General features: G+C 66.8%; 23 protein-coding genes. 10 read left to right on the forward strand and 13 right to left on the reverse strand.

Translation table 11 applies throughout. The annotated features are described in order from the left end of the window. Positions 1–164 precede the first annotated feature (164 nt). From JL37_RS06520 to JL37_RS06535, 4 genes are all read left to right on the forward strand, one after another. Positions 165–1,694, forward strand: a complete 1,530-nt coding sequence (locus tag JL37_RS06520) for a DUF1800 domain-containing protein (protein ID WP_052096903.1) — start codon at positions 165–167, stop codon at positions 1,692–1,694. Between the two features lie 45 nt (positions 1,695–1,739). Then, on the forward strand, positions 1,740–2,936 hold the full coding sequence (locus JL37_RS06525; RefSeq protein ID WP_043542775.1) for a DUF1501 domain-containing protein: 1,197 nt from the start codon (positions 1,740–1,742) through the stop codon (positions 2,934–2,936). Positions 2,937–3,091: 155 nt separating this feature from the next. Beyond that, positions 3,092–4,294 carry an MFS transporter gene (locus JL37_RS06530; RefSeq protein ID WP_043542777.1) on the forward strand — a complete coding sequence of 401 codons (1,203 nt, stop codon included), beginning with the start codon at positions 3,092–3,094 and terminating at the stop codon, positions 4,292–4,294. 15 nt (positions 4,295–4,309) lie between these two features. Then, entirely contained in the window at positions 4,310–4,801 is a 492-nt protein-coding gene (locus JL37_RS06535; protein ID WP_043542780.1) for a glutathione peroxidase, read from the forward strand. A gap of 17 nt (positions 4,802–4,818) precedes the next feature. Here JL37_RS06535 and JL37_RS06540 read toward each other — a convergent pair whose 3' ends face one another. Continuing rightward, on the reverse strand, positions 4,819–5,286 hold the full coding sequence (locus tag JL37_RS06540; RefSeq protein ID WP_043542782.1) for an Lrp/AsnC family transcriptional regulator: 468 nt from the start codon (positions 5,284–5,286) through the stop codon (positions 4,819–4,821). Between the two features lie 124 nt (positions 5,287–5,410). Between JL37_RS06540 and JL37_RS06545 the strand changes: the two genes are divergently transcribed. The 6 genes from JL37_RS06545 to JL37_RS06570 all read left to right on the forward strand — a co-directional run bounded on the left by JL37_RS06545 (position 5,411) and on the right by JL37_RS06570 (position 9,560). Further along, complete coding sequence (locus JL37_RS06545; RefSeq protein ID WP_043542785.1) at positions 5,411–6,316, forward strand: DMT family transporter; 906 nt, start codon at positions 5,411–5,413, stop codon at positions 6,314–6,316. A 128-nt stretch (positions 6,317–6,444) separates the two neighbouring features. Then, positions 6,445–7,146, forward strand: coding sequence for a glutathione binding-like protein (locus JL37_RS06550; protein WP_043542788.1), 702 nt, complete (start codon positions 6,445–6,447; stop codon positions 7,144–7,146). Between the two features lie 10 nt (positions 7,147–7,156). Further along, the gene (locus JL37_RS06555; protein ID WP_043542790.1) at positions 7,157–7,621 is read left to right on the forward strand and encodes a GNAT family N-acetyltransferase; all 465 of its coding nucleotides are present in this window, start codon (positions 7,157–7,159) and stop codon (positions 7,619–7,621) included. A gap of 38 nt (positions 7,622–7,659) precedes the next feature. Continuing rightward, a complete protein-coding gene (locus JL37_RS30350) occupies positions 7,660–7,935 on the forward strand; it encodes a lipoate protein ligase C-terminal domain-containing protein (RefSeq protein WP_043542792.1) in 276 nt (91 codons plus the stop codon). Continuing rightward, positions 7,932–8,708 (forward strand): biotin/lipoate A/B protein ligase family protein, encoded by a 777-nt coding sequence (locus JL37_RS06565; protein WP_043542794.1) that lies wholly within the window; start codon positions 7,932–7,934, stop codon positions 8,706–8,708. The genes JL37_RS30350 and JL37_RS06565 overlap by 4 nt, the downstream gene beginning before the upstream one ends. Before the next feature lie 33 nt (positions 8,709–8,741). Continuing rightward, entirely contained in the window at positions 8,742–9,560 is an 819-nt protein-coding gene (locus JL37_RS06570) for an RsiV family protein (RefSeq protein WP_043542795.1), read from the forward strand. Between the two features lie 182 nt (positions 9,561–9,742). Here JL37_RS06570 and JL37_RS06575 read toward each other — a convergent pair whose 3' ends face one another. From JL37_RS06575 to mltG, 12 genes are all read right to left on the reverse strand, one after another. After that, on the reverse strand, positions 9,743–10,852 hold the full coding sequence (locus JL37_RS06575) for a porin (RefSeq protein ID WP_043542796.1): 1,110 nt from the start codon (positions 10,850–10,852) through the stop codon (positions 9,743–9,745). Positions 10,853–11,180: 328 nt separating this feature from the next. Further along, positions 11,181–12,470: a Glu/Leu/Phe/Val dehydrogenase gene (locus JL37_RS06580; RefSeq protein ID WP_043542868.1), complete on the reverse strand. Its 1,290-nt coding sequence runs from the start codon at positions 12,468–12,470 to the stop codon at positions 11,181–11,183. 269 nt (positions 12,471–12,739) lie between these two features. Next, a complete protein-coding gene (gene hutG, locus JL37_RS06585; protein WP_156124235.1) occupies positions 12,740–13,687 on the reverse strand; it encodes a formimidoylglutamase in 948 nt (315 codons plus the stop codon). Continuing rightward, positions 13,684–14,445 carry an amino acid ABC transporter ATP-binding protein gene (locus JL37_RS06590; RefSeq protein ID WP_197064578.1) on the reverse strand — a complete coding sequence of 254 codons (762 nt, stop codon included), beginning with the start codon at positions 14,443–14,445 and terminating at the stop codon, positions 13,684–13,686. Before JL37_RS06590 ends, hutG begins: the two co-directional genes overlap by 4 nt. Before the next feature lie 35 nt (positions 14,446–14,480). Beyond that, the gene (locus JL37_RS06595) at positions 14,481–15,149 is read right to left on the reverse strand and encodes an amino acid ABC transporter permease (protein WP_043542802.1); all 669 of its coding nucleotides are present in this window, start codon (positions 15,147–15,149) and stop codon (positions 14,481–14,483) included. Further along, the gene (locus JL37_RS06600; RefSeq protein WP_043542804.1) at positions 15,146–15,889 is read right to left on the reverse strand and encodes a transporter substrate-binding domain-containing protein; all 744 of its coding nucleotides are present in this window, start codon (positions 15,887–15,889) and stop codon (positions 15,146–15,148) included. Before JL37_RS06600 ends, JL37_RS06595 begins: the two co-directional genes overlap by 4 nt. 88 nt (positions 15,890–15,977) lie before the next feature. Further along, entirely contained in the window at positions 15,978–16,724 is a 747-nt protein-coding gene (locus JL37_RS06605; RefSeq protein WP_043542805.1) for an IclR family transcriptional regulator, read from the reverse strand. A 185-nt stretch (positions 16,725–16,909) separates the two neighbouring features. Beyond that, positions 16,910–17,779: an ankyrin repeat domain-containing protein gene (locus JL37_RS06610; protein ID WP_052096905.1), complete on the reverse strand. Its 870-nt coding sequence runs from the start codon at positions 17,777–17,779 to the stop codon at positions 16,910–16,912. A gap of 38 nt (positions 17,780–17,817) precedes the next feature. Then, positions 17,818–18,588 carry a TatD family hydrolase gene (locus tag JL37_RS06615; protein WP_043542806.1) on the reverse strand — a complete coding sequence of 257 codons (771 nt, stop codon included), beginning with the start codon at positions 18,586–18,588 and terminating at the stop codon, positions 17,818–17,820. Positions 18,589–18,656: 68 nt separating this feature from the next. Beyond that, positions 18,657–19,748: a DNA polymerase III subunit delta' gene (gene holB / locus JL37_RS06620; protein WP_052096907.1), complete on the reverse strand. Its 1,092-nt coding sequence runs from the start codon at positions 19,746–19,748 to the stop codon at positions 18,657–18,659. Then, positions 19,745–20,368, reverse strand: coding sequence for a dTMP kinase (gene tmk, locus JL37_RS06625; RefSeq protein WP_043542808.1), 624 nt, complete (start codon positions 20,366–20,368; stop codon positions 19,745–19,747). The genes holB and tmk overlap by 4 nt, the downstream gene beginning before the upstream one ends. Next, positions 20,365–21,498: an endolytic transglycosylase MltG gene (mltG, locus tag JL37_RS06630; RefSeq protein WP_043542809.1), complete on the reverse strand. Its 1,134-nt coding sequence runs from the start codon at positions 21,496–21,498 to the stop codon at positions 20,365–20,367. Before mltG ends, tmk begins: the two co-directional genes overlap by 4 nt. Positions 21,499–21,540: the final 42 nt, after the last annotated feature.

The raw sequence follows: 21,540 nt of genomic DNA on the forward strand, positions 1-21,540 counted from the left end.
AGGACGGCGGCCGCCCGGCGCCGGCAAAAGCCCCGCGCGGCGCCCGGACTTGGGCGATGGCAGGATGCGATCCGTTTCCTTGCGTTTCAAGACGCGCTCGGCGGGGAAACTTGCCGCGATTATCCTGTCACATCTCGATTGGCCCCAAGGAGGGTTTCCATCCCATGTTGCCAGCCCATCTGCGGCGCGTCCTACCCTTGCTGTTGCTCCCGTTGGCCGCATGCGCCCTGGCCCAAGCGGACGTCGACGCCAAAACGCGCGAAGCGGCGCTGGTCAACCGCGTGACCTGGGGCGCAACGCCCGCAGAACTGGCTCGCATGCAGCAAGTAGGCGCCGAACGCTACCTGCACGCGCAATTGCATCCCGTATCCCAGGACAAGCTGCCGGCCGCTGTACAGCAACGCATCGACGCCCTCTCAATTTCGCGCACTTCCGACGAGGCGGCGCGAGCCACGCAGATCAGCATGCGACAAAAGGCGAACAAACTACCGCCCGACGAGAAGATCAAAGCTATGCGCGAAGCGCGGCGGTTCTCGATTCGGCGCGCCGCGGAAGTCAACGACCGCGCCCTGTGGCGCGCGCTCTATTCGGCCAACCAGCTGCAGGACCAGATGACCTGGTTCTGGATGAACCATTTCAACGTCGATCTGAACAAAGGCGACGTGGGCGTTTTCCTGTCGCAGTATGAAGACCGAGCCATTCGTCCACATGCGTTGGGTAAATTCCGGGACCTACTGTCGGCTACGATGCGCGCGCCGGCGATGCTGATCTACCTGGACAATACCCAGAACGCCGCCGGCAAGATCAACGAAAACTATGCGCGCGAACTGATGGAGCTGCACACGCTGGGCGTGGGCGGCGGTTACTCGCAGACGGATGTGCAGGAACTGGCCCGCATCCTGACTGGGCTAGGCATCAGCAACAAGCCGGAGCCGCCGAAGGTCAAGCGCGAATGGCGCGACAAGGTCGTCCAGGAGGGGCTGTTCCTCTTCAATCCCGCGCGCCACGATTTCGGTGAAAAGAAATTCCTCGGCCACCGCATCGCCGGAACCGGCATGCAGGAGGTCGATAAGGCCGCCGAGCTGCTGGCGCGCAATCCCGCGACCGCGAAGCACGTCAGCGGCAAGCTGGCCGTGTACTTCATGGGCGATGCGCCCCCCGCCTCCGTCGTCGATAAGATGGCCAGGACATTCCTGGCCTCGGACGGCGACATCGCGGCCACACTCAAGACGCTGTTCGATTCTCCGGAGTTCTCGGCATCCCTGAAGAAGGGAATATTCAAGGACCCCGTCCATTACGTCTATTCCTCGTTGCGGTTGGCCTATGGAGGCATGCCGCCCATCCTCAATCCGAAGATGGGAGTCGGCATGCTGAAGCAGCTCGGCCAGCCCCTGAACCAGCGCCTGACGCCCGACGGCTACCCCATGAGCAAGTCCGACTGGGCCGGTTCGGGCCAGATGACGACGCGTTTCGAAGTCGCCAGCGTCATCGCCGGCGCGCCCCAGCGCTTCTACAAGGTAGGCGGCGACGACCCGACGGACCTGCCGCCACTGCCCGACCTGCTGAAAGCGAACGCCGGCAACGGCCTGTTCGCGGGGCTCTCGTCCGCCACGCGGGAGGCGATCGAGCAGGCCAAGTCGCGCAGCAAGGCCAACACCTACCTGCTGGCCTCGCCGGAGTTCATGCTCCGCTAGGGCCGGGGCGAGGCTTCTACCATCAACAGGTCCCAGGAGAACACCATGGATCGCCGCCGCCTGCTCCAACTGATGGCTGCCGCCCCGCTGGCCTTGGGAGGCAGCCGCCTCTATGCCGCTCCCGCCGCCTCTGGCAACCGCCTGCTGGTCGTCTTCATGCGCGGCGCCTATGACGCCGCCAGCCTGCTCGTGCCGGCGGGCAGCGACTTCTATTACGAATCCCGGCCCAATATCGCCATCGCGCGCCCCGGCAGCGGGCCGGGGGCCGCCCTGCCCCTGAGCGACGGATGGGGCCTGCACCCCGCGCTGGAGGAAAGCCTGCTGCCCTTCTACGAAAGGCGCCAGCTTGCGTTCGTGCCGTTCGCGGGCACCGAGGACACCAGCCGCAGCCACTTCGAAACCCAGAACGGCATCGAGCTGGGGAGAGGCGCGGCCGCGGGCGGCAACTACCGCTCGGGCTTTCTCAACCGCCTGGCCTCGAACCTGGGCGCCGGGAGGGCGCTGCCGGCCGCCTTCACCTCGGAAGTGCCCCAGATATTCCGCGGCGACACGCGCGTGCCCAACGTCGACCTGATCGGCGCCGGCCGCAAGTCGCGCCTGAACGCCGAAGACAACCGGATCATCGAATCCATGTACCAGAACACCGATCTGCACGCATCGGTCGCGCAAGGGCAGCGCATCATGGGCGCGGCGCGCAAAGAGATCGAGGCCGAGATGAAGGCGGCCAACGGCAATGCCGTATCCACCGACAGGCTGGAACAGGAAGCGCGCCGCATCGCCCGCTTCATGGCGGACCGCTACAACCTGGGCTTCGTCGATGTCGGCGGCTGGGACACGCACGTCGGCCAAGGCGCCGCCAGCGGCCTGCTGTCGAACCGGCTGGGCCAGCTGGGCCGGGCCCTGGCCGCCTATGCCGACGCCATGGGGCCGGCATGGAAACACACCACCGTGGTGGTCATCAGCGAGTTCGGCCGCACCTTCCGCGAAAACGGCAACAAGGGCACGGACCATGGGCATGGCACGGTCTATTGGGTGATGGGCGGCAATGTGCAGGGCGGGCGCATCGCGGGCCGCCAGGTCGGCGTCAAGCGCGACACGCTGTTCCAGGACCGCGACTATCCCGTGCTCAATGAGTACCGCTCGGTGTTCGCCGGCTTGTTTTCGAGGCTGTACGGACTGGACCAGGCCCGGCTTGCCCGCGTGTTTCCGGGAGTGGCCCCCGTGGATCTGAAGCTGGTATAGCCGCCTGCCCGGGCAGGTTTGATCAGGGTATACCCTTAATATCAGCAGGGCCATCCCGGCGCTGCGCCGCCGGACTGCCCTAGAATTCCGCCCTTGCCTTTTACCCGCGCACACCGGCGCGGCTTTCCCTCGCCGCCCGGCCCACTCTGCCTTCCATGCCCCTGCACCTCATTGCGCTGGCCGCCGCCGCTTTCGGCATCGGCACCAGCGAGTTCGTCATCATGGGCCTGCTGTCCAACGTCGCCGAAGATCTCCATGTGGGGATCGACATCGCGGGCCTGCTGATCACCGGATACGCCATGGGCGTGGTCATCGGCGCCCCCATCATGGCCATCGTCACCGCGAAGCTGCCCCGCAAGGCCGCGCTGATCGGGCTGGCCAGCACGTTCGTCCTGGGCAATCTGCTCTGCGCGCTGGCGCCCACCTACGCGCTGCTCATGGCGGCGCGCGTATTCACCGCCTTCTGCCACGGCGCATTCTTCGGCCTGGGCGCGGTGGTGGCTGCGGACCTGGTGCCGCGCAACCAGCGCGCAAGCGCCATTGCGCTGATGTTCACCGGACTGACGCTCGCCAACGTGCTGGGCGTGCCCCTGGGCACGGCGCTGGGGCAGGTGGCGGGCTGGCGCTCCACGTTCTGGGTGGTCAGCGGCATCGGGCTGGCCGCCGTCGCCGCGCTGGCGGCATGGCTGCCCTCCCGCATTCCAATGCAACCCGGCAACATCCTGCGTGAATTCAGAGTGCTGCGCGACGTGCGCGTGCTATGGCCGCTGGCCGCCAGCGTGCTCGCGTCCGCGGCGCTCTTCTGCGTGCTGACCTACATCGCGCCCCTGTTGCGCGAAGTGACCGGCGTGTCCGAGCGCGGCGTCACCGGCGTGCTGCTCCTTTTCGGGGTGGCGCTCACCATCGGCAGCACCCTGGGCGGCAAACTGGGCGACCGCAATCTCGAGGTGTCGCTGCGCCGCATTTTCGTCGGCCTGCTGCTGGTCTTCCTGGCCCTGAGCCAGGCCATCCACTCCCTGGCGCCCATGCTGCTCACGGTTTTCGTCTGGGGCGTGCTGGGCTTTGCCGTGGTGCCGCTGCTGCAGACCTTGATCGTGGACCAGGCGGCCGAGGCGCCGAATCTGGCGTCCACGCTCAACCAGGGCGCGTTCAACCTGGGCAATGCGGGCGGCGCATGGCTCGGCAGCATGGCGCTGGGCAAGGGCCTGCCCCTGACGGACCTGCCCTGGATGTCGGCGGCCATCACGCTCTGCGTGCTGCTGCTGACGCTGTGGGGCACGCGCTACTACGGCCGCCACGCCGGGGCTACACTCGTGGAACAAGCCGGCGCGCTGACGCCCTCGCGTTCCGACGCCTGACCGGCAGGAGCCCCCATGAGCACGATCTATGATTTCTCCGCCCGCGGCATCGATGGCGCGGAACAATCCCTGGACACCTATCGCGGCCGCGTGCTGCTGGTGGTGAACGTGGCCTCCAAGTGCGGCTTCACGCCGCAGTACTCGGGCCTCGAGGAGTTGTACCGCGCGTACCGCGACGACGGGCTGGCCGTGCTGGGCTTTCCGTGCGACCAGTTCGGCCACCAAGAGCCCGGCGACGAAGCCGAGATCCGCAATTTCTGCAGCACGCAGTACGACATCACCTTCCCCCTCTACGCCAAGATCGAGGTCAACGGCAACGGCGCCCATCCGCTGTACCGCTGGCTAAAGGGCGAAAAGCCCGGGGTATTCGGCACCGAGGGCATCAAGTGGAACTTCACCAAGTTCCTGGTCGGCCGCGACGGCCGCGTCATCAAGCGCTACGCGCCCACCGACACCCCCGCGGGCCTCAAGGACGACATCGAAAAGGCGCTGTCTGCGCCGGTCTGAGCCCGCTTGCCTGCCGCCTAGCGCAGCGGCGGCAGGCGCCGGCGCACCGTGTGCGCCTTGACGATCGCCGTGTTGGTCTCGGCGAATTCGGTCACGCGCTCCAGGATGCCGTCCAGGTGCGAGATCGAGCGCAGCACCACCCGCGCGATGAAGCAGTCGTCGCCCGTCACCTTGTCGCATTCCACGAACTCCGGGATCTCCTGGATCAGACCCTCCACGTGGCGCAATTGCCCGGGCAAGGGCCGGATGCGCACGATGGCCTCCAGCGTGTATCCCAGCGCCACCGGGTCCACGTTCACCGTATAGGCCCGCAGCACTCCCGAATCCTCCAGGCGCCGCAGGCGGTCCGCCACGCTGGGCGCGGACATGCCCACCTGGCGCGCAAGATCGGCCGTGGTGGTGCGCGCATTGGCGGAAAGCGTCTCCACCAGGCGGCGGTCGATGCCGTCCAGAACCGGATTTTCATTTTTTAGGTCGTTTTGCATAAATTCCACCCAAACAAAGGTTCAATTACCGATTCATCGCATCAATATCATATAACCAGCTTTGTCTGCCTGGGATAATTTCTCCATCAAACGTCGAGGCCGGCGCGCCTCCTGGAGAATCCTCATGAATCCCTCATCAGAACGTACCGGCCTGGTGCAAATGGCGGCCGCGATGACCCTGTCGGGCACGCTGGGCGTCTTCGTGCTGGAGTCCGGCCAAAGCGCCTGGAACGTCGTCTTCTTCCGCTGCGTCTTCGGCGCCTTGTCGCTCTTCCTGTATTGCTGGATGCGGGGGCTGCTCAAGCCGGGCCTGTTCACCGCCAGGACGCTGGCGCTGGCGCTGGCCGCCGGAGCCGCCCTGGTCATGAACTGGGTGCTGCTGTTTTCCGCCTACCGCCTGGCCTCGATCTCGCTGGCGACGGCGGTCTACAACGTCCAGCCTTTCTTCCTCATCGGCCTGGGTGTCCTCTTCCTGGGCGAACGTCCTACCCGGGGCAAGCTGGCCTGGTCGGTCATCGCTTTCGCCGGGCTGATGCTGGTGCTGCGCCTGTCCGAGAGCGGCGGGGCCGGCGGCAGTGCCTATCTTTCCGGCCTGCTGCTGGGCCTGGGCGCAGCAGCGCTCTATGGCGTGACCGCCATCATCGTCAAGCGGCTGAAGGAAATCCCGCCCCAGGTGCTGGCGCTCGTGCAGGTTTCGCTCGGCGCGGTCATGCTCCTGCCCATGGCGGACTTCGGCGCCTTGCCGGCGGCGCCCCTGCAATGGAGCTATCTGGTGGCCCTTGGCCTGGTCCATACCTGCCTCATGTACATCCTGATGTACTCGGCCATCCAGAAGCTGCCCACGACCTCCACCGCCGCGCTCAGCTTCATCTATCCCGCAGTTGCCATCATGCTGGATTTCGTGGTCTACGGGCACCGCATGGACGCATCGCAGATCGTGGGCGTGGCCATGATCTTCCTGGCGGCCGCCGGCGTCAGCCTGAACTGGACCTGGAGGCTGCCTGGCCGCGCCCGCCCGGGCGCGGCGTGACGCTCCGGCCGGACCGGGGGGCAAACCCGCACCCGTCCCCCGGTTATTCGGGCCGCCGCCCGCGATGCCCCGCTATCATGGCCGTTCCATCCGCCGGCCGCCGCCGGCGCCATGACCAGGACACCCCCATGATCGATCTCTATTACTGGACCACCCCCAACGGCCACAAGATCACACTGTTCCTCGAAGAAGCCGGCCTGCCGTACAAGATCCACCCGGTGAACATCAGCCGCGGCGATCAGTTCAAGCCCGAATTCCTTGCCATCGCGCCGAACAACCGCATCCCGGCCATCGTGGACCAGGCGCCATCCGACGGCGGCGCGCCGGTCCCGCTGTTCGAATCGGGCGCCATCCTGCTCTATCTCGCCGAAAAAACCGGCCGCTTCCTGCCCGCGGACCTGCGGGGCCGCGCCGAAGTTTCCCAATGGCTCTTCTGGCAGATGGGCGGGCTGGGCCCCATGGCCGGCCAAAACCATCATTTCTCCGCCTATGCGCCCGAGCGCATCCCCTACGCCATCGAGCGCTATGTCAAGGAAACCAACCGTCTCTACGGCGTGCTGGACAAGCGCCTGGCGGACCGTGAGTTCGTCGCGGGCGACTACTCGATCGCGGACATGGCGGCCTATCCCTGGATCGTGCCGCACGCCAGGCAGGGCCAGGACCTGAACGATTTCCCCCACCTGAAGCGCTGGTTCGACGCGATCGCCGCCCGGCCCGCCACGCAGCGCGCCTACGCGCTGGCCGACACGATCAACACGGCCCCGTCGGTCAACGACGAAGCCTCGCGCCGCATCCTGTTCGGCCAGACTGCCCAGAACGTCGCCCGCTGAAGGAGCCGCAATGCCTGATCCGCAACTGGAGTTCCGCCGGGCGCGCCTGGGAGACCTGCCCGGTATCGTCGCGCTGCTGGCCGACGATGAACTGGGCGCGACGCGCGAAAACCCCTCTCTTCCCCTCGATCCGCGCTACACCGCCGCCTTCGCCGCCATCGCCCAGGATTCCAACCAGTTCCTGGCGGTGGTCGAGCAGGATTCGCGCCTGGTCGGCTGTTTGCAGTTATCGTTCATACCCGGCCTGTCGCGGCTGGGCCAGTGGCGCGGACAGATCGAGAGCGTGCGCATCGCCTCCTCGTCTCGCGGCGCGGGCCTGGGCCGCGCCATGTTCGAGTGGGCGATCGAGCAATGCCGCATCCAGGGTTGCGGACTGGTGCAGCTGACCACCGATCGCGCCCGTCCCGACGCGCGCCGGTTCTACGAAAGCCTGGGCTTCAAGGCCAGCCACGACGGCATGAAACTCAGCCTCTAGGGCCTGTTTACACTAATTGGATTTAGCAAGGAGCGCCCATGCATGGCGAATATAAAGTCCCCGGCGGCAAACTGGTCGTCGCGGATCTGGAAGTGCGCGACGGCCGCCTGGCCGACGTGCGCATCAGCGGCGACTTCTTTCTCGAGCCTCCGGAAGCGCTCGAAGCCATCAACCGCGGCCTGAACGGCATGCCCGCCGACGCCGGCGAGCTCGAGCTGGCGGTGGCCGTGCAATCGGCCCTGCCCGCCGACGCCGAGATGTTCGGCTTCACTGCGGAAGCCGTCGCCGTGGTGCTGCGGAGAGCGCTGGCATGACGCGCACCGACTGGAATGACTACGGCTGGGAACTGATCCACGAAGGCCCGCAACCGCCCGCGCTGCACATGGCGCTGGACGCGGTCATCACCGACGAAGTCGGCGCCGGCCAGCGCGCCCCCACGCTGCGCATCTGGGAATGGTCGGCGCCAGCCGTGGTTATCGGACGATTCCAATCCCTGAAGAACGAGGTCGATCCCGAAGGCGCGCGCCGCCACGGCATCGCGGTCGTGCGCCGCGTCAGCGGCGGCGGCGCCATGTTCATCGAACCCGGCAACTCCATCACCTATTCGCTCAGCGTGCCGCAGGCGCTGGTGCATGGCATGAGCTTCCAGGAATCCTACGCCTTCCTCGACGCCTGGGTGCTGACCGCGCTGCAGGGCCTGGGAATCAAGGCCTGGTACCAGCCGCTGAACGACATCGCGTCCGACATCGGCAAGATCGGCGGCGCCGCGCAGGCCCGCCGCTCCGGCGCCGTGCTGCACCATGTGACGATGTCTTATGACATCGACGCCGATAAAATGGTGGAAGTGCTGCGCATCGGCCGCGAGAAGCTCTCGGACAAGGGCACCACCAGCGCGAAGAAGCGTGTCGACCCGCTGCGCACCCAGACCGGGCTGGCGCGCGAGGTCATCATCGACCGCATGGTGGAAACTTTTGCCGGGCTGCATCGTCTCACTCCGGGGCAAGTGGGTAGCAGCACGCTGGCGCTCGCGCAGGCGCAGGCGGCCGAAAAGTTCTCCACGCCGGAGTGGACGGGCGTCGTCCCCTGACCGGCCACGCCCTGATTCTCTGGAGGTAGTTCAATGCGTCGCACGTTCACGCCACGAGGCGCGATTAGCGGTTTCATCCTGGGCGCGGCCGTCATGGCGCTTGCCGGCTGCGGCAGCGCGCCGCCGGCCGACATCACCCTCGCCCCGCAATCGTCGCCCGCGGCCACCACGCCCGAGCAGATCGGAGACCTGTCCACCGAACGCATCCAATGGGCATCTAACAAGCCCGGCTGCGAGGGCGATTGCCCCCGCATCGAGATCGACAGCGTGGCATTCCCGGGCATTCCCAAGCTGACGGCCCTGGTGGACCACGTCCTGGCCTACATGACCGGCACCGATGCCAACCGCCGCGGCCCCTACGACACGCTGTCCGAATACACGCAGTACTTCTGGTCCACCGCCCGCCCGCGCGATGCCACCTATTTCAAGGCGAGCGTGAAGGACACGGTCGGCGACGTGGTCTCCATCGAGTTGCATACCGAACAGTTCCTGACCGGCGCCGCGCACGGCATCCCGGCCACCCAGTACCTGAACTGGGAGCGCAGCCGCGGGCGCGTAATGAGCCTGGACGAAGCCCTGATTCCGGGCCGACGCGCGCAATACGTCGCCGCGCTGCAGCGCGCGCACGCCAAGTGGCTGGAGCAGAATGCCGATGCCCGCCGCGATCCGGCGGCCTACGGCAAGATGTGGCCGTTCCAGGAAAGCGACAACTTCGCGCTGACGCGCGACGGCATCGTGGTCAAGTACGACGCTTATTCCATCGCGCCGTACTCGCACGGCGAACCCGAATTGAGCATTTCCTACGCGGATCTGCGCGGCATACTCAAGCCGGAGCTGCTGCCCCAGCCTTGAGCGGCCACGGCAGGCGCAAGGCCCCATCGGGGCCGGGGTTCGGGTGAGCGGACTGGGAGTGGAGCTAGGGAGGTGGCCGCCTTTTTCGCGTCTGTGGCCGGGTAAGACGCCCAATCCGCTCAGTGCAACCGCGGCTCGGCGCAAGGGGCGGCGCTTGCGCGCCGCCCGCTCATGCCTGCGCCTTAGAAGCGGTGGCGGATGCCCACCATCGCCACGGTGCTCTTCACGCCATCGACGAACGCGAAGTTGGTGGCATACGAACCCAAGGCGTACAGGTTGGTGCGCTTGGACAGGTTATAGGTGTAGCCCAGGCTGTAGACGTTCATGGTGGCGTCATCGCCGGTCAGGGCGTCGCTATCCGGATCGGCGCGCTGCCACGAGGCCAGGATGTTGCTGGCGCCGCCCAGCGGCACGCTCAGGCCGACCAGGTAGGAATTGGCCTTGAAGCCCGAAACGGCCACGTTGGTGCCGAAACCCTTGGCTTCGGGGCTGCCGCTGCCGAAGGCGTTGGCGCCCTGGCCCGTGAACCAGCCGTCGCGCGTCTGGCCGTAGGCCAGCGCCAGCTTCAGCACTTCGAAGTCATACGAACCGCCCACCATCCAGGACTTGGGGGTAGCGTCCGTATCCAGCTGGCTGGCCGGATTGAGCTGGTCGTACGTCACGGCGAGGTTCAAGGGGCCGTTCACGTAGCGCAGGCCGGTCGTGATGGCGCGCGTGTTGTCGGCCGTCTTGAAGCCGGTCTGGGCGGAGGTCGTGTCCGACGCGTTGAACGAGTAGCCGATGCCGAACTGCACGCCGCCGAACGACGGCGTCGAGTACTGCACCATGTTGTCGTAGCGGACCGTGTTGGCGGCGCTGAAGGCCACGCCCACGTTGGCCTGGCCGTAGCTGCCGCCGAACGGATCGATCGCGGCGAAGTACTTCGACGCGATGTTGGTCTGGCGGCCCAGTTCGAACAGGCCCCACGAATTGCTCTTCAGGCCGATGGTGGCCTGGCGGCCGAACAGGCGGCTGCTCTGGCCCGATTGGCCGTTGCCCGAATTGAAGCCGCTTTCCAGCGTGAACACGGCGCTCAGGCCGTCGCCCAGGTCCTCGGCGCCGCGCAGGCCCCAGCGCGAACCGCTGGACACGCCGTTGACCATGCCGACCTTGGATTCATGGTAGTTGTCGCCCTTGATGCGCTGGTAGCCCACGCCGGTGTCGATCAGGCCATACAGCGTCACCGAGGTTTCCGCCTGCGCCGCTGCGCCGAACGTGGCCAGGATGGCGGTGGCGAACAAAGTCTTTTTCATTGCAAATTCCCGTTGATTGAACAGACATGGCCGGTTGGCTCGAATCGCGAACGGCGCGTCCGGCACATGGCAGGAATGGATTCTAGGGACGCAATGTTTCAATTCGTGAAAAGCAAGCCGGGATTTTCCCTGATCGCGAAAACAGGGGCGCATTGTGGCGCCGGCCCGACACCCGCATGAAAAAATGTCGCGCCCGCATCGCTGCAATGTCCGCGTGCCCGCGATCCATTTGCGGCGGCCAATGAAAATCGCCCCTTGCGGGGCGATTTTCGTTTTTGTCTCCTTGCCTCCTCGGCGGCAGGTCGCTGACCCGCCGCCGAATCGGATATCAGGGGTACAGGCCGCGCACCTGGCGCGCTTGCAGGATCCGCGTGCAAGCGACGATGAACGCCGCCGTGCGCAGCGTGACCTTGTGCTCGCGGGCCACCTGCGACACCGCTGCGTAGGCTTCGCGCATGAGACGTTCCAGGCGCTGGTTGATTTCGTCCTCGCTCCAGAAGAAGCTGGAGAAATCCTGCACCCACTCGAAGTAGCTGACCGTCACGCCGCCGGCGTTGGCCAGCACGTCGGGCACCACATAGACGCCATGTTCGGCGAGGATGTCGTCCGCTTCCGGAGTCGTCGGGCCGTTGGCGCCTTCCACCACGATCTTCGCGCGCACCTTGGGGGCGTTCTCGGCGGTGATCTGGCTTTCCAGGGCTGCCGGGATCAGGAATTCGGTTTCCAGCGTCCAGAACTCGTCCTTGTCCATGGCCTGGCCGCCGGAGAAGCCGCCCACGCCGCCGTGCTGCGACACGTGCGACAGCAACTTGTGCACGTCCAGGCCTTCGGCGTTGTGCACGGTGCCGGTGTGGTCCTGCGCAGCGATGACCTTGGCGCCGGCCTCATGGAACAGGCGAGCGGCGGTGCCGCCCACGTTGCCGAAGCCCTGCACGACCACGCGCGCCTTCGACACGTCGATGTTCAGGTCGCGGGCGGCCTCGCAGCCCACGACGAACACGCCGCGGCCCGTGGCTTCGACCCGGCCCAAGCTGCCGCCCAGCGCGATCGGCTTGCCGGTGACCACGCCGGTGGCGGTGGCGCCTTCGTTCATGGAGTACGTGTCCATCATCCAGGCCATGGTCTGGGCGTTGGTGTTCACGTCAGGAGCCGGAATGTCCTTGGAGGGGCCGATGATGACGCCGATCTCCGAGGTATAGCGGCGCGTCATGCGCTCGAGCTCGGATTGCGACAGCTTGCGCGGATCGACGCGGACGCCGCCCTTGGCGCCGCCGTAAGGCAGGTTCACCGCGGCGTTCTTGATCGACATCCAGGCCGCCAGCGCCATCACTTCGGAGAGCGTGACGTCCTGGTGGAAACGCACGCCGCCCTTGCCGGGGCCGCGCGAGGTGTTGTGCTGGACACGGTAGCCCTCGAAGTGCGCGATGCTGCCGTTGTCGAGTTCGATCGGCACGTCGACGATCAGCGAGCGCTTCGGACGCTTCAGGGTTTCGACCCACCGCGCCAGAGAACCGAGATACGGGGTGACCCGATCGACTTGTTGCAGGTAATTACCCCAGGGGCCGAGGTCTTCGGCGTTCAGATACGACGGCAAGGCGTGGGTGGGAGTTTGAGACATGAGCATGCTCTCCTGACTAAGTTGCGCCATTTTATCCGCGAAAAATATAGTGTCCCCAATTTAAAAGAAAAATATTTAAATGGGGACATATAAATGTTGCGGGCACCTGACGGGTCGCAAGCCGGCCCTACTGCTGGCCCTATCCTAAGCCGGAGCCAAGCCAGCGTCCAGCCCATCCGCCATAAGCGGGACTCGTCATTCCAGGCATGAAAAAGGGCGGCCTCCCCATGGGAAGCCGCCCTTTCCGCCCCGCCCCTGGCCGTTGCCGTTCAGGGGGAAACCAATTGCCATGCGAGGCGCGCCGCCGCGCGGGCGCCGTGGCCATCCACGTCGAAGCGCGGGTTGTACTCCGCCATGTCGGCAAGGCGCAGCTTGCCGCTCGCCTTTACCCGCAGGACGATGTCCTCGACCACCGCCAGCGGCACCCCGTAAGGCGCGGGCGCCGATACGCCGGGCATGACCGCCGCCGGCAACACGTCCAGGTCTATCGTCAGGTAGACGTGGGCCGCCCCCTCCAGCAAGGCGTCCACGTCGGCCAGCCGGGCCTCCAGGTGGCGCTCCTGCATATCGCGGTCCTCCACCCAGAATGCCCCGATCTCGGCGGCCCGGGCATACAGCGCGGGGGTATTGGCCAGCCGCGACACGCCCAGGCAGGCGTATTGCAGGGGCTGGCCTTGCTCCTCGCAGTAGCGGGCGATCTGATCGAACGGCGTGCCCGAACTTCCAGGCCGCCCGGTGCGCAGGTCGAAATGCGCGTCCAGGTTCAGCACCAGCACGGGCCCCGCGCCGCCGCCCGCCCGCAGCCAGCGGGCCAGGCCCTGGAAGCTGCCCCAGGCGATCTCGTGCCCGCCGCCCAGCACCACCGGACGGGCGCCCTGCCCCATCAGTTCCGCCAGGCGCAAGCCCAGGCGTTCCTGGGCATCCTCGAGCAGGTCGCCCTCGCATGCCACGTCGCCCGCGTCCAGCACGCGCGCCAGGCCATGCGCGGGCAATCCCGCCAGGAATTTCCGGATGCCGGCGGGGCCTCCTGCGGCGCCGACGCGCCCCTGGTTGCGCGCCACGCCGGCATCGCAGGCAAAGCCCAGCAGCACAGCCTCGCCCGCCTGGATCTGCCCGGCGGCCGGTTCAACGATGTGAGCCAGGCGCCGCGTATCGCCCTGCTCCGCGCTGTCGTCGCGCGCCTTCCAAAGGCTCTTGTCCAATTGCCCCATGCTCATGCCGCCGCTCCCGGCGACGCGCTCAGCACCGCCTGCAGGAACTCGCGGGTGCGCGGCTCGCGCGGCTGGCTGAAGATCACCTCGGGCGAGCCGGACTCCAGGATCACCCCGCCGTCCATCACCGCGACCACGTCGGCCACATCGCGGGCAAAGCCCATCTCGTGCGTCACGACCATCATGGTCATGCCCTCGCGGGCCAGCAGTTTCATGACCTGCAGCACCTCGCCCACCAGTTCCGGGTCCAGCGCCGAGGTCGGTTCGTCGAACAACATGACCTTGGGCTGCATGGCCAGCGCGCGGGCGATCGCCACGCGCTGCTTCTGGCCGCCGGACAGGCTGGCCGGCATGGCCGACATCTTCTGGCCCAGGCCGACCTTGGCCAGCAGGTCGGCCGCCAGCGCATTGGCCTCGTCGCGGCCCATGCCGTGCAGCTTGCGCGGACCGATCGTCACGTTGTCCAGCACCGACAGGTGCGGGAACAGGTTGAAGCCCTGGAACACCATGCCCACCTGCATGCGCAGCTGGTTCAGCTCCGCCTCCGGCAGCAGCGTGCCGTGGTCCAGCAAGGTCTGGCCGCAGATGTCCACGGTGCCCGCCTCGGCCACTTCCAGCCCGTTGCAGCAGCGCAGCAGGGTGCTCTTGCCCGAGCCGCTTGGCCCGATCACCACCACCACCTGCGAAGGCAGCACGTCGAAATCGATCCCGCGCAGGACGGCATGGGCGCCGTAGGATTTTTGCAGGCCGCGGATGCGGATCATTTCTTGCGGGCCCGCGGCCCGGTTCGTCGAGGCGTTCATTGCACCATCCCTCCCGCGCGCAGGCGATGTTCCACCTTGCGCAACACCAGCATCGTGACCGTGGTCAGGACCAGATAGATCAGCGCCACCACCAGATACGTTTCCAGCGAGCGATACGACACGCTGATGATTTTCTGCCCTTCGTGCATCAGGTCATGGATGGTCAAGAGCGACACCAGGGCCGAATTCTTGATCAGCGCGATGAACTCGTTGCCCAAGGGCGGGATCATGCGCACGATGGCCTGCGGCAGCACGATGATGCGCATGGCTTGGCCGGAGGACATGCCCAACGAGCGGGCCGCCTCCGTCTGGCCGCGGTCCACCGACTGGATTGCTCCCCGCACGATTTCCGACACGTAGGCGCCCGAGTACATGCCCAGACCCAGCACGCCGCAGGCGAACGCAGGCAGCGTCACGCCGAAATGCGGCAGGCCAAAGAACCAGATGAAGAGCTGCACCAGCAGGGGCGTGCCGCGGAACAGCAGCAGGTAAAGGCTGCACAGGTTGTAGATCACGTAGCGCCGCGGATCGAGGCGGCCCACGCCCACGAGCAGGCCGATAAAGCAGGCAAGCAACAAGGCCCCGGCGGTCACCTCCACGGTAACCGCCGCGCCGTCCATCAGCGCGCCGAAGTCGGCAAAGACGGGGGAGAAATCCAGGTTCATTTCGCGGGCGCCTCGAACCACTTGTTCACGATGGCCTGGTAGCTGCCGTCGACCTTCAGCTTCTGGAGCGCGGCGTTCAGCTCACGCGTCAGCTCCGGCTTGTTCTTGGGCACGGCGATGCCATAGTCCTCGGTGGTGATCTGCTCTCCCAGCACGGTCAGGTCCTGAGTGCTTTGCGCGAACAGCTTGGCCGCGGGCTTGCCCGTCACGGCGGCTTCGGCGCGGCCGATCTGCACCAGGTTGAACATCTCCTGGTTCTTCTCGACTTCCACGCGCTGCACCGACGGGTAGTGCTCCTTCAGGTAGTTGACCGACTTCGTGCCGACCTGCACCGACACCTTGCGGCCGTCCAGGTCCTTCAGCGTCTTGACCGGGCCATCCTTCTTCGTCATGACGACCAGGCCGCCCGCGTAGTAGGGATCCGTGAAGTCCACCACCTTGGCGCGCTCGGGCGTGATGTAGATGGCGGACACCGCGATGTCGGCGCGGCCGGCCTGCAGAGCCGGAATCAGGCCCTTGAAGTCGATATCGATCCATTCGACCTTCTTGCCCATCGCGCCGGCAAGGGCCTCGACCAGCTCGATGTCGAAGCCGGTGCGCTTGCCGTCCTTGACGAATTCCATCGGCGGGAAGGTGGCGTCGGTGACGGCGCGGATGGTTTCCTGCGCGTGCGCGGAACCGGCGCTCCAGGCCAGGCCCAGCGTCAGGGCGGCGGTCAGCAGTGTGCGGCGAGTGGTCATGGTGGGTCCTATGGAAAATGGGTAACGGCGATCGGATGGGTGCGGATGCGTGGACTTCAGGAAAAACGTGAACGACGGGGCTGCGGAATCAATGAACCTGCAGTTTCGACGAGATGCGCCGCGCGGCCGCCACGGTCATCTCGATCAAAGCATCGGGCCGCTGGGCGGCCCGCGTGGAAGGAGCCATCAAGGTGATCGACGCAACGGCCTGATTGGCGCGCTGGAAGATCGGCACGCTGACGCCCCAGACGCCGGCATCGACCTCGCTGTCGGTCACGGCATAGCCTTGCTCGCGGATGGTCTCCAGTTCCTTGGCCAGCCTGGCCGCGTCCACCCCGGCCTCGGAGGCGAGATAGGCCAGCGCGGCCTGCAACCGGGCCACAGGCATGAAGGCGAGCAGCGATTTGGCGGAGGCTCCGCGCGCCAGCGGCAGGCCGCGGCCCTTGGTGAAGGAGCAGCGCAGCGGATGCTGGCTTTCGACCATATCCAGGCACACGGCCTGGTCCTTGACCGCGACCAGCAGGCCGATGGTTTCACCCGAGGCCATGGCGAGCGCCGCCATGTCGGGCTGGGCTTCGTGGATCAGGAATGAAGATTGGTCGAATCCCCAGGCCAGTTGCACGCAGAGCGGGCCCGGGCCGTACTCGCCGTCGTGCTCGGCGACGAAGCCCCAGCGCTTGAGCAAGGCCACCTGACGGTACAAGGTGCTTTGCGCCAAGCCGGTCTCTTCAGCCAGCGCGGCGATGCTAAGCGGGCCGTCATGCCGGGCCAGGGTGGCCAGCACATACAGCACGCGGTCCGCGCCGGCTCCGACTGATTGATCCGCTTTCAACATTTGGCTCCATGCTAACGGAGCGCAGATTATCAATTTGTGGTGTTATCTGAGGTTTTTATTCCCGAATACTGAGAATAACCAGGGAAAACCCCGAAAAGCAGGCATGAAAAAAGCGCCCGAAGGCGCTGGGAAAGAGGCCGGCAGGAGGCGCGGGGCCCTAAGGAGGGCCGCCACGCCTTGCGCGCTCAAGGCGCGGCCGGCTCGTCGTAATTGTTCAGCTTCAGGCCGGACACGCCCTTCACGGAGGAAGACGGAGCCGGGGCTGCGGGTGCCTGGACCTCCGCCGCAGCCGGGGCCGGGGCAGGAACGGCCGCGGGCGTCGCGGGCGCCGCGCCCGTATCGGCCGGAACCGCCGCGCGGCGCTTGCGGTGCGCTTCCTCCTGCTGGGCGATCAGCTTGTCCAGTTGGGCCGCCAATGCCGTCGACTTGCCGGTGCGCGCCCAATCCGCCGCGGTCTGGCCCTTGGTGTCACGCGTGCCCACGTCCGCGCCGGCCTTCAGCAACAGGTCCACCATGGGCTTGCGGCCCGACAGCGCCGCCATCATCAGGGGCGTTTCGCCGTGGGGCGCGGGCGCGTTGGGCATGGCGTGCTGCGCCAGCAGCAGGCGCGCCATCTCCACCTGCCCCTTGGATGCGGCGTAGTGCAGCGGCGTCCAACCCAGCCGATTGACCTGCGCGCCGCGCGCAATCAACTTTTTCGCCCTTTCCGTCTGGCCCGCGATCGCCAGGTACATCAGCGGGGTCTCGCCGGCGGGGTTCTCCGCGTTCACGTCCGTGCGCTTGTCGGCCGCGATCACGTCGAACACTTTCCAGGCGCCGTCGGCCACCGCGCGCATCAGCGCCGGCTGGCCGTTCTTGTAGCGCACATTGGGATCCGCCCCCTGCTTGAGCAAATCCCGAATGTCGTCCGGATAGTCGTTGGCGACATAAACCCACCAATCGGCGGGGTTGGCCGCCTGCGCCACAGGCGCGGCCAACCCGACGGCCACGGCCAGAAGCGCGCCGCGGCAGCACGACAACACGGCCCTGCGGGCGATAGCGAGACTGATAGCCATGAATATCCTAGAATTTACTTTAAATAAATGACTTTAGATTATTTCTTTATCTTGTTGAAAAGACGGAAGAAATTATCGGTTGATGCGCGCGCCACTTCTGCTACGGGAATGCCGCGGAGGTCCGCGATCTTCTCGGCCACGTGTATCACTTTGGAGGGATCGTTCAGCTTGCCACGGTATGGCACGGGCGCCAGGTACGGCGAATCGGTTTCGATCAACAGCCGGTCCAGCGGCACCTTCGCGGCCACTTCGTGCACCACCTGCGCGTTCTTGAACGTGACGATCCCCGACAGCGAAATATAGAAGTTCTGATCCAGCGCCGCCTGCGCCACTTCCCAGGTCTCGGTGAAACAGTGCATCACGCCACCGACCTCGGCCGCCTTCTCTTCGCGCAGCATGCGTACCGTGTCCTCCGCGGACGCGCGCGTATGCACGATCAGCGGCAGGCCCGTGTCGCGGGCGACGCCGATATGGCGGCGGAAGCGCTCGCGCTGCCAATCCAGCGGCTCCGACAGGCGGTAATAATCCAACCCGGTCTCGCCGATGGCCACGACCTTCGGATGCGCTGACAGGCGCGTCAGCTCTTCCGCCGTGGGGTCGGGCGTGTCTTCGTAGTCGGGATGCACGCCCACCGAGGCCCACAGGTTCGCCTGCGGCTCGACGAGCGACATCAGAGACGGCCATTCCGGCATATTGACGCTGACGACCAGCGCGTGCGTTACCCGGTTGGCGGCCATCCGGTCGAGGATCGCCGGCAGATCGGAGGCAAGCTCCGGGAAGTTCAAATGGCAGTGGGAATCGACGTACATATTGAATCTGGATGAAAGTGCCGCTGCGCCCTGCCCGCTTAGGGGTAAAGCGCCGTCGGATCAAGGGCTTACGCTTGGCAGGATAGCACCACGCGTTGCAGGGCAGCGTGGGCGAACAGCTTCGCGTTCAGGGGGTGCGTGGCCAGCGCGCGCTGCTTGGTGAGCCAGCGCGCGGACTCGGCCACCCGCGCCGCGTTCATGCGCGCGGCGACTTGCGCGACGCTGCCGGCCAGGGACGGGAAATAGCGTGCGGGAGCCCCCGCGCCGGCCAGCATCAGATCGGTGTACAGCCGCTGCAGGGCATCGATCCATTCGCTGGCGGCGACCTTTTCCAGGGCCTCGGCCAGGGTGCCCACGTCGGGCGCCTGCCCATTTGCGAGCGGGCCCACCAGTTGCGACAGCCAGGACGGGCACGCGGCTTCGCCCGACTGCGCCAGGCGCAGCGCCGCCAGCGGAGCCCCGCCCGCCGCCGCGAGCCATTCGCGCGCCGGCTCGACGTTCTGCTCGCGCAGCCACTGCAGCGCGGTGTCCGGATCCGGCGCCGGCAGCGGCAGCCGGCGGCAGCGCGACACCAGTGTCGGCAACAGGCGGTCCGGCGCATCGGCCACCAGCAGGAAGACCGTGTGCGGAGGCGGCTCTTCCAGCACCTTGAGCAAGGCGTTGGACGACACCACGTTCAAGGCATGGGCTGGATACAGCAGCGCCACGCGCCAGCCGCCGCGGTGCGTGGCGGTGTTGAACCAGGATTCCAACGAGCGGATCTGGTCGATGCGGATTTCCTTGGACGGCGCGCGCTTGGCCGCGCCGGCGGCGGGCTCGGCATCTTCGGCGGACTCGGCGGCGTCCGCCCCCTCTTCCAGCGCCACGGCTTCGGGCCGGATGCGGCGCAGGTCGGGATGGTTGCCGCTGGCGAACCAGGCGCACGCGGCGCAGTGCCCGCAGGCCAGGCCGTTCTCCGGCGTTTCGCACAGCAGGCTTGCCGCCGCGGCGACCGCGAAATCCAGCTTGCCGATGCCGGCCAGCCCATGCACCAGCCAGGCGTGGGCGAAACGGTCGCGATTGCCAAGCCAGGCGCGCGCCGTCTCCATCTGCCACGGAAGGAATTGCGGCGCGCCGGACGCGGCCGGCTGCGCGCTCTCGGATGAACGGGCCGCGTTCATGCGCCCTGCCCCAGCAGTTCGCGCAACCCCGCCTCGAGCCCGGCGCGCACCTCGGCGATGGAGCGCGTGGAATCGACGATGCGGATCCGGTCCGGATTGGCGGCCGCCCGCGCATGATAGGCCGCTCGGGTGCGCTCGAAGAAGGCCGCGCCCTCGCGCTCGAAGCGGTCGGGCTCGCGCGCGTCGGCCAGCCGCGCCCTGGCCACTTCGAGCGGCACGTCGAAGAGCCAGGTGCGGTCGGGCTGCCCCGCCTGCATCCAGTCTTCCAGCACGGCGACGCGCTCCGCGCCCAGCCCGCGGCCGCCGCCCTGGTATGCATAGGAAGCGTCCGTGTAGCGGTCGCACACGACCCAGGCTCCGTGCGCCAGCGCAGGTTCGATCACTTGGCGGAGGTGTTCGCAGCGGGCGGCGAACATCAGCAAGGTTTCGGTATCCAGCCCCATTGGGTCGGTCAACAGCAAGGCGCGTAGCTTTTCGCCCAGCGGCGTGCCGCCGGGCTCGCGGGTGGACACCACGTCCAGGCCCTGCGCGCGCAGGAAGTCGGTGATCCAGACGGTGTGCGTGCTCTTGCCCGCGCCGTCCACGCCCTCCAGCGTAATGAAGCGTCCACGCGAGGTCATTGGTCTTGTCCTTGTGCTTGTACTGACGACGGGTCCTGCTCGTCGGCCGGCGCCGGCGACGGAGGCGCGACGGGAGCCGGGGCGGGCGCGGGGCTGCGGCCCTGCGCCGCGCCCGGATTCTGCCCCTGCCCGAGGATGTAGCGGGATACGTTGCGATTGTGCTCGGACAGGCTGACCGAGAATTCGCTGGTGCCGTTGCCGCGGGAAACGAAAAAGAGGAACTTGTGCTGCTCCGGCTGCACGGCCGCCAGCAACGCCGCCCTGCCGGCCGCCGCGATGGGCGTGGGCGGCAGGCCCGGCCGCGTATAGGTGTTCCAGGGAGTATCCGTCTGCAGGTCGCGCTTGCGGATCCGCCCCTGGTAGGCCTCGCCCATGCCGTAGATCACCGTCGGATCCGTCTGCAGCAGCATGCCGACCTTCAGGCGGTTGGTGAAGACGCCGGACACGCGGCGGCGGTCGGGGCCGTGGCCCGTTTCCTTTTCAATGATGGAGGCCAGCACCAGCGCTTCGTAGGGCGTGCTCACGGGCAGGTCCGGCTGGCGCTTGGCCCAAGTGTCGTCCAGGATGCGCTGGCCTTCCTGGTACGCGCGACGCAGCAGGTCGAAATCGGTGCTGCCCGGCGTGAAGATATACGTATCGGGGAAGAACAGCCCCTCGGGATGCTTGATGCTGGAGCCCAGGCGTTCCATGAGCTCCTCGTCGGTGACGTCGCCCAGCGTCTGCTTGACGTCGGGGTTGGCGCGCAGCGCCTGGCGGATCTGCCGGTAGGTCCAGCCCTCCAGGAAGGTAATCTGCCGCTGCGTCATGTCGCCGCGGGCCAGCCGCTCCAGCAGGCGCCACGGCGTATCGCCGTTGATCGCCTGGTAGCCGCCAGCCTTCATCTGCTTGTCCAGCTCGGACAGCCGCGCCATCCACACGAAACCTGGCTCCCACACCGGCACGCCGGCCTCGTTCAGCGCGCGCGCGACCGTGCGCGGACTGCTGCCCGGCTCCACCACGAAATCGATCTTGTCGGCCGACAATTGCATGGGCCTGTGCATCCAGTGCCAGGCGGCGCCCACGGCGGCGGCGGCAGCCAGCACGATGAGCAGGACAAACCACAAGACGTAAAAACTGAGTCGCTTCTTCATAAGTTGTGGAAGTTTAATTGATCGCGCGAGCCTGTCGCGCCA

Source organism: Achromobacter sp. RTa (assembly GCF_000757485.1).
In the GTDB taxonomy this organism is placed as follows: Bacteria; Pseudomonadota; Gammaproteobacteria; order Burkholderiales; family Burkholderiaceae_B; genus Achromobacter.